Below are 7,022 nucleotides of genomic sequence, written 5' to 3' on the forward strand. Positions count from 1 at the left end.
CACAACGCCGGTGGGCCATGGCCTGCAGATATTGCAAGCCATGGCCCACCGGTCTATGCCACGACGAGTGCCTGGCGACGCCTGTCAGGCGTTGGGCAGATGCACCTCGCCCGAACGCTCAAACACATCGCGCACCTTGTTTATTTCAAGGAACGACGTGCCTCCGCCGACGGCGAAGCTGCCGCTGAGGTGCGCAATCTTGTCGTCCATGCTCAGATAGCCTTTCTGCCTGAGCATGCGCAGGGCAGCAAGGAACTGTTCCTTCTGACCTATCTGCTCGTGCTGTGCCACCGAAATCACTCCGTAGCTCAACGCCAGCCAGCGCTGCACCTTGTCCTTATAGCAGATGGCCAACACGGGGTTGGGCCCGCGGAAGGCAGCCAGGTTGCGGGCTGTCTGTCCCGTCTTGCTGTCGGTAATGATGCCTTTCACCCCCAGGCGCTCGGTAGCCTCGATGGCGTTCCAAGCAAGAAACTCCGACACATCGCAGTCGGCCCTGAGCGGCACCGCAATGTCGTTCTCCTTCATCTTGTCTTTCTCGGCCTGCTCGGCAATGGCAGCCATAGTCCTGACTGCCTCGACGGGATATTTGCCCGAGGCTGTCTCGCCGCTTAGCATCAGCGCGTCGGTACGATAATATATGGCGTTGGCAATGTCGGTCACCTCGGCACGCGTGGGCCTCGGGTTGGTAATCATGGTGTGGAGCATCTGCGTGGCCACAATCACAGGCTTCTTGGCCTGTATGCACTTGTGTATTATCCTGCGCTGTATGCCCGGTATGCGCTCTATTGGCACCTCGATGCCAAGGTCGCCACGGGCAATCATGATGCCATAAGAAGCCTCGATAATCTCGTCGATGTTGTCAACTCCCTCCTGGTTCTCTATCTTCGATATTATCTTGATGTCGCTGCCGCGGCTGTCGAGTATCTCCTGCACCGCAGCAACATCTGACGCGCTCCTCACAAACGAGTGGGCTATGAAGTCTATGTCTTCGTCGATAGCCAGGTTGATGTTGGCCTTGTCCTTCTCGGTAAGCGCAGGCAGGTCGATGTGCACCCCGGGCACGTTGACGCTCTTGTGCGAGCCCAGCACCCCGTCGTTCTGTACCTGTGCAATGACGGCCGGCCCGTTGATGCCTATCACCTTCATGTCGATAGCTCCGTCGTCGAAGAGGATGTCGTCGCCCACGTGGACATCATTGGCGAAGTTGACATACGACAGGTTCACTATGTCGTGCTCGGTGTCCATTTCCGGCCGCCCGAATATCTTCACCACGTCGCCGGCCTTGTAGCTGATAGGCTCCTGGCAGCCGGTAGTCCTTATTTCCGGCCCTTTGGTGTCAATCAGTATGCCTATGTGATGTGACACCTTGCGGGTATTCCTTATTATCTGGCGTATGCCATCGGCCGATGCGTGCGCCGTGTTCATGCGCACTACGTTCATCCCTGCATCGAAAAGCTCACGAATGAAGTCTACACTGCATCTCCTGTCGCTGATGGATGCCACAATCTTTGTTTGTTTCATCATTTGTTTTATCCGGATTTGTTGTAAACACAATGCAAAGTTACACTATTTTTGCGAGACCGCAAAATAAATGCCGAAAAGCTTTAACGGCCAAACATGCATAGCTGCCCCACCCGATGGCTGCCCGGCATTGGCCGACGACGGCCACCACCCACGTCCCGCAGCTACGGCGGCCCACGGCAGACACACATTTTTTCTGCCAGTGTGGCACATGTTTATCATTTTTTCCTTACCTTTGCACCTGAGAATATAAACTACAAGTTTTAAATATTTCTATTATGCTTACACTCAAACTCATCACTGAGGAGACCGAACGTGTGATTCGCGGACTTGAAAAAAAGCACTTCGACGGTGCCAAAGAAACTATCGAGAAGGTAATCGAAATAGACAGGAATCGCCGTGAAGCGCAGCAGAAACTTGACAAGGCCAAGCAAGAGGCCAAGCAACTGGCCGCGCAGATAGGCAGCCTCATGAAGCAGGGGAAGAAAGACGAAGCCGAAGAGATAAAGGCCAAGGTGGCCGTGATTAAGCAGGCCGACAAAGCGCTACAGGAAACCATGGAAAACGCCGAGAAGGAGCTCCATGACTTACTGTGCACCATCCCCAACGTGCCCAACGACGACGTGCCCGAGGGCAAGGACGCTTCCGACAACGTGGTGGTCAAGGAAGGCGGCGTGATACCCGAACTGCCTGCCGACGCCCTGTGCCACTGGGACCTCTGCAAGAAGTTCAACCTCATAGACTTCGACATGGGTGTGAAAATCACCGGGGCCGGTTTCCCCATCTACATCGGCAAGATGGCCCGCCTGCAGCGCGCCCTCGAGGCTTTCTTCCTCGAGGAGGCACGCAAGAGCGGCTACCTCGAGGTGCAGCCGCCCTATGTGGTCAACGAGGCATCGGGCTACGGCACAGGCCAGCTGCCCGACAAGGAGGGGCAGATGTATCATTGCAACCTCGACAACCTTTACCTCATACCTACTGCCGAGGTGCCGGTGACCAACATCTTCCGCGACGTCATCCTCGATGAGAAAGACCTGCCCATAAAGCGCACGGCCTACTCTGCCTGTTTCAGGCGCGAGGCAGGCTCGTATGGCAAGGACGTGAGGGGGCTCAACCGCCTGCACCAGTTCGACAAGGTGGAAATTGTGCGCATCGACACGCCGGAGCACTCATACGAGAGCCTCAGGGAGATGCTCGACCACGTGGAGGGCCTGGTCAAGAAGCTCGAGCTGCCCTACCACATACTGCGGCTGTGCGGAGGCGACATGAGTTTCACCTCGGCCATATGCTACGACTTCGAGGTGTGGAGCGCCGCACAGAAGCGCTGGCTCGAAGTTTCGTCGGTGTCTAACTTCGAGAGCTACCAGGCAAACCGCCTGAAGTGCCGCTACCGCCGCGCCGACGACAAGAAGATTGAACTATGCCACACGCTCAACGGCTCGGCCCTGGCCCTGCCGCGCATAGTGGCCACCATACTCGAAAACAACCAGACGCCCGAGGGCATAAGGGTGCCTAAGTGCCTCGTGCCCTACTGTGGCTTCGAAATGCTCGACGACAAGAACTTCTAAGCACAATGCTACGCCCGCCGGCAAGGCCACACACCTGCCGGCGGGCTGATGCAAGCGTGCGAAACGACTACACGCAACACATCAGAAAAACTAAACAATGAACAAAATCATCCGCAAAGAACAGTTCTCGGAAAACGTATTCCTGTTCGAGATCGAAGCCCCGCTGATAGCCAGGAGCCGCAAGGCGGGCAATTTCATAATCGTGAGAGTCGGCGAGAAGGGCGAACGGGTGCCACTCACCATTGCCGACGCCGACACCGACAAAGGCACCATCACCATTGTGGTGCAGCGCGTGGGCCTGTCGTCTGTCAAGCTGTGCAGGCTCAACGCGGGCGACTGCATCACCGATGTTGTGGGGCCGCTTGGCAATCCCACACACATCGAGAAGTTCGGCACGGTGATCTGCGCCGGCGGAGGCGTGGGCGTGGCCCCAATGCTTCCCATCATAAAGGCGCTCAAGGCGGCCGGCAACAGGGTGCTGTCGGTGCTGGCCGGACGCACCAAAGACCTCATCATACTCGAGGATGAGGTGAGGAAAAACAGCGACCAGACCATCATAATGACCGACGACGGCTCCTACGGTGAGAAGGGCGTGGTGACCGTGGGCATAGAGAAGCTCATCAACCAGGAGCACATCGACAAGGTGTTTGCCATAGGCCCGCCTGTCATGATGAAGTTCTGCTGCCTGCTGACGCAGAAATACAACATACCGACCGACGTGTCGCTCAACACCATCATGGTCGACGGTACGGGCATGTGCGGCGCCTGCCGCCTCACCATCGGGGGCAAGACCAAGTTCGTGTGCATCGACGGGCCTGAGTTCGACGGTGCCCTTGTCGACTGGGACGAGATGTTCAAGCGAATGGGTACGTTCAAACGGGCCGAGAAAGAAGAGATGGAGCACTTCGAGGAGCACATCGACGCCGTGTCGGCCGGCAGCAGCCGCAAGGCCGTGGCCACCACTGCCGACGAGCCGCAGGGCAGCGACACCATTGAGACGCTGACCGACCGCAACGCACAGTGGCGCCAGGAACTGCGCAAAAGCATGAAACCCAAGGAGCGCACGGCCATAGAGCGGGTGGCCATGCCGGAGCTCGACCCGGCCTACAGGGCCACCACCCGCACCGAAGAGGTGAACATCGGGCTCACCCGCGAGATGGCTGTCAGAGAGGCCAAGCGCTGCCTCGACTGCGCCAAGCCTACATGCGTTGAGGGCTGCCCGGTGGGCATAGACATACCGTCGTTCGTAAAGAACATTGAGAGAGGCCACATACTCGACGCCGCCAAGGTGCTCAAGCACACGTCGTCGCTGCCTGCCGTGTGCGGCAGGGTGTGCCCACAGGAGAAGCAATGCGAGAGCAGGTGCATTCACCTGAAGATGAACGAGCCGGCCGTGGCCATAGGATACCTGGAGCGTTTCGCAGCCGACTACGAGCGCGAGAGCGGCAAGGCCGTACTGCCCGAGATGGCCCCGTCCAACGGCATGAAGGTTGCCGTGGTGGGATCGGGCCCTGCCGGACTGAGCTTTGCGGGCGACATGGCCAAGAAGGGCTATGATGTCTACGTGTTTGAGGCTCTCCACGAGATTGGCGGAGTGCTGAAGTATGGCATACCTGAGTTCAGGTTGCCCAACAGGATTGTCGACGTAGAGATTGACAACCTGCGCCGCATGGGCGTGCATTTCCAGACAGACTGCATCATCGGGAAGACTATCACCATCGAACAGCTGGAAGAAAGCGGATTCAAGGGGATATTCATAGGCTCCGGAGCTGGCCTGCCAAACTTTATGGGCATACCAGGCGAAAATTCTATCAACATAATGTCGTCAAACGAATACCTCACGAGGGTCAACCTGATGGACGCCGCCAACCCTACTGCCGACACGCCGATAAACTTCGGCAAGCACGTGCTCGTGGTCGGCGGAGGCAACACGGCCATGGACTCGTGCCGCACTGCCAAGCGACTGGGCGCCGACGTGACGCTTGTCTACAGGCGCTCGGAGGCCGAGATGCCTGCCCGCCTCGAGGAGGTGAAGCACGCCAAGGAAGAGGGCATAAACTTCCTGACGCTGCATAACCCTATAGAATACAAGGCCGACGAGAACGGGGCCGTGTGCCAGGCAGTGCTACAGGTGATGGAGCTCGGCCAGCCCGACGAGAGCGGACGCCGCAGCCCGGTGCCGGTGGTGGGCAAGACGGTAACGCTCGACGTAGACCAGGTGATTGTGGCCATAGGCGTTTCGCCCAACCCGCTGGTGCCTAAATCGGTGAAAGACCTTGTGCTCGGCCGAAAGAACACCATCGTGGTAGACGAGAACATGCAGAGCTCGCGCCCCGAGATTTATGCCGGAGGCGACATCGTGCGCGGCGGGGCTACCGTAATCCTGGCCATGGGCGACGGGCGAAAGGCTGCCGCCAGCATGGACATACAACTATCAACCAAAGGCAAGCAATGAACGGTCTGTACACTATTATACTGCTCGTAATGAGCAATGTGTTCATGACGCTCGCCTGGTACGGCCACCTCAAGCTGCAGCAGTCGGGCACGTCGGCGGGCTGGCCACTCATAGGGGTCATCGCTTTCTCGTGGGGCATAGCCTTCTTCGAGTATTGCTGCCAGGTGCCGGCCAACAGAATAGGATTCGAAGGCAACGGCGGCCCCTTCAGCCTCGTGCAGCTCAAGGTGGTGCAAGAGTGCATAAGCCTCGGTGTGTTTGCCGTCATTGCCAACATTCTGTTCCAAGGGCAGACGCTGCACTGGAACCATATCCTGGCGTTCTTCCTCATAATATGCGCCGTCTACCTTGTTTTCATGAAGTAAGCGAACAGTGATGACAGACGCCGAAAAGCACAAACTTGAACAGAGAATACTGAAAAGGTTTCACAAAGCCCTTTCCGCCTACAGCCTCATCGAGGACAACGACAAGGTCCTCGTGGCGCTGTCGGGCGGGAAGGACTCCCTTTGCCTGCTCGAACTGCTTGCAAGACGGATGCGCATACAGCGCCCATTGTTCAAGGTCGAGGCCATACACATAAGGATGGAAAACATACACTACGAGACTGACACTGCCTACCTGCAGAATTTTTGCAGCGGCCTCGGCGTGCCGCTCCATATCGTCACAACACGGTTTGACGCCTATGCCGGAACAAAAAAGCCGGCCTGCTTCCTGTGTTCGTGGTACAGGCGGAAAGAGATATTCAACAAGGCGCAAGAGCTTGGGTGCAACAAGATTGCACTGGGCCACCATCTCGACGACATTGTGCAGACGGCACTGATGAACGTATTCTCGCAAGGCCACTTCTCTACCATGCCGGCCAGGCTCACCATGCGCAAGATGCCGCTTACCATCATACGGCCGCTCTGCCTCGAGACCGAAGCCGACATACAGGCGCTGGCCGAGATAAGGCAATATGAGAAGCAACTGAAGACGTGCCCGTATGAGAAGGCTTCGAGCCGCGCCGACATAAAGCTGATGCTGGCCGAGGCCGAGAAGATTAACCCCGACGCAAAATACTCCATCATGAATGCCCTCGATGCTGAAGGCAAGCTGGTGGAATGACGGCCTGCCAAGAGGTCTGGCAAACACTGTCTGCCTGCCGTATAGGCCTGCTATCCGTACTTTACTACATCACAAAACGCACCGAATCGCAAGCCCGAACAGATTGTTTCGCACGAAGGTTCTTAATTATGTGTAATTAATTTAGCACCAAAGAATTACAAAATACCTGCTCTTTGATAATACATTCTTACCTTTAGCTACTTGAAACATCAAGTCAACAGCCTGGCCGGACGCCTGTATCGGACGATTGACAAAAGCAATACTGACATGAAACAATAAGTAAACCAACGTGAGTTCGACGAATTCAAAACAAAGCAAGCTGTGTGTCAAATGTACGTTGTACATTGATACACGGCTTTTTTGGAAACATG

At 56.7% G+C, this 7,022-nt stretch carries 5 protein-coding genes; 4 read left to right on the plus strand and 1 reads right to left on the minus strand.

Annotated features, from left to right (window positions below):
* Positions 1-84 precede the first annotated feature (84 nt).
* Positions 85-1,524, minus strand: coding sequence for a pyruvate kinase (gene pyk, locus H6B30_RS10395; RefSeq protein WP_205110341.1), 1,440 nt, complete (start codon positions 1,522-1,524; stop codon positions 85-87).
* Between the two features lie 278 nt (positions 1,525-1,802).
* Between pyk and serS the strand changes: the two genes are divergently transcribed.
* The 4 genes from serS (at position 1,803) to H6B30_RS10415 (ending at position 6,651) form a co-directional block, all read left to right on the plus strand.
* On the plus strand, positions 1,803-3,092 hold the full coding sequence (serS, locus tag H6B30_RS10400) for a serine--tRNA ligase (RefSeq protein WP_205110314.1): 1,290 nt from the start codon (positions 1,803-1,805) through the stop codon (positions 3,090-3,092).
* A 97-nt stretch (positions 3,093-3,189) separates the two neighbouring features.
* Positions 3,190-5,547, plus strand: a complete 2,358-nt coding sequence (locus tag H6B30_RS10405; RefSeq protein WP_205110316.1) for a bifunctional dihydroorotate dehydrogenase B NAD binding subunit/NADPH-dependent glutamate synthase — start codon at positions 3,190-3,192, stop codon at positions 5,545-5,547.
* Complete coding sequence (locus H6B30_RS10410) at positions 5,544-5,912, plus strand: DMT family protein (RefSeq protein ID WP_205110318.1); 369 nt, start codon at positions 5,544-5,546, stop codon at positions 5,910-5,912. Before H6B30_RS10405 ends, H6B30_RS10410 begins: the two co-directional genes overlap by 4 nt.
* Positions 5,913-5,922: 10 nt before the next feature.
* Entirely contained in the window at positions 5,923-6,651 is a 729-nt protein-coding gene (locus H6B30_RS10415) for a tRNA lysidine(34) synthetase (RefSeq protein WP_205110320.1), read from the plus strand.
* Positions 6,652-7,022 lie beyond the last annotated feature (371 nt).

The sequence above is a fragment of the Marseilla massiliensis genome, from assembly GCF_016899955.1.
GTDB classification, from domain to species: Bacteria; Bacteroidota; Bacteroidia; order Bacteroidales; family Bacteroidaceae; genus Prevotella; species Prevotella intestinigallinarum.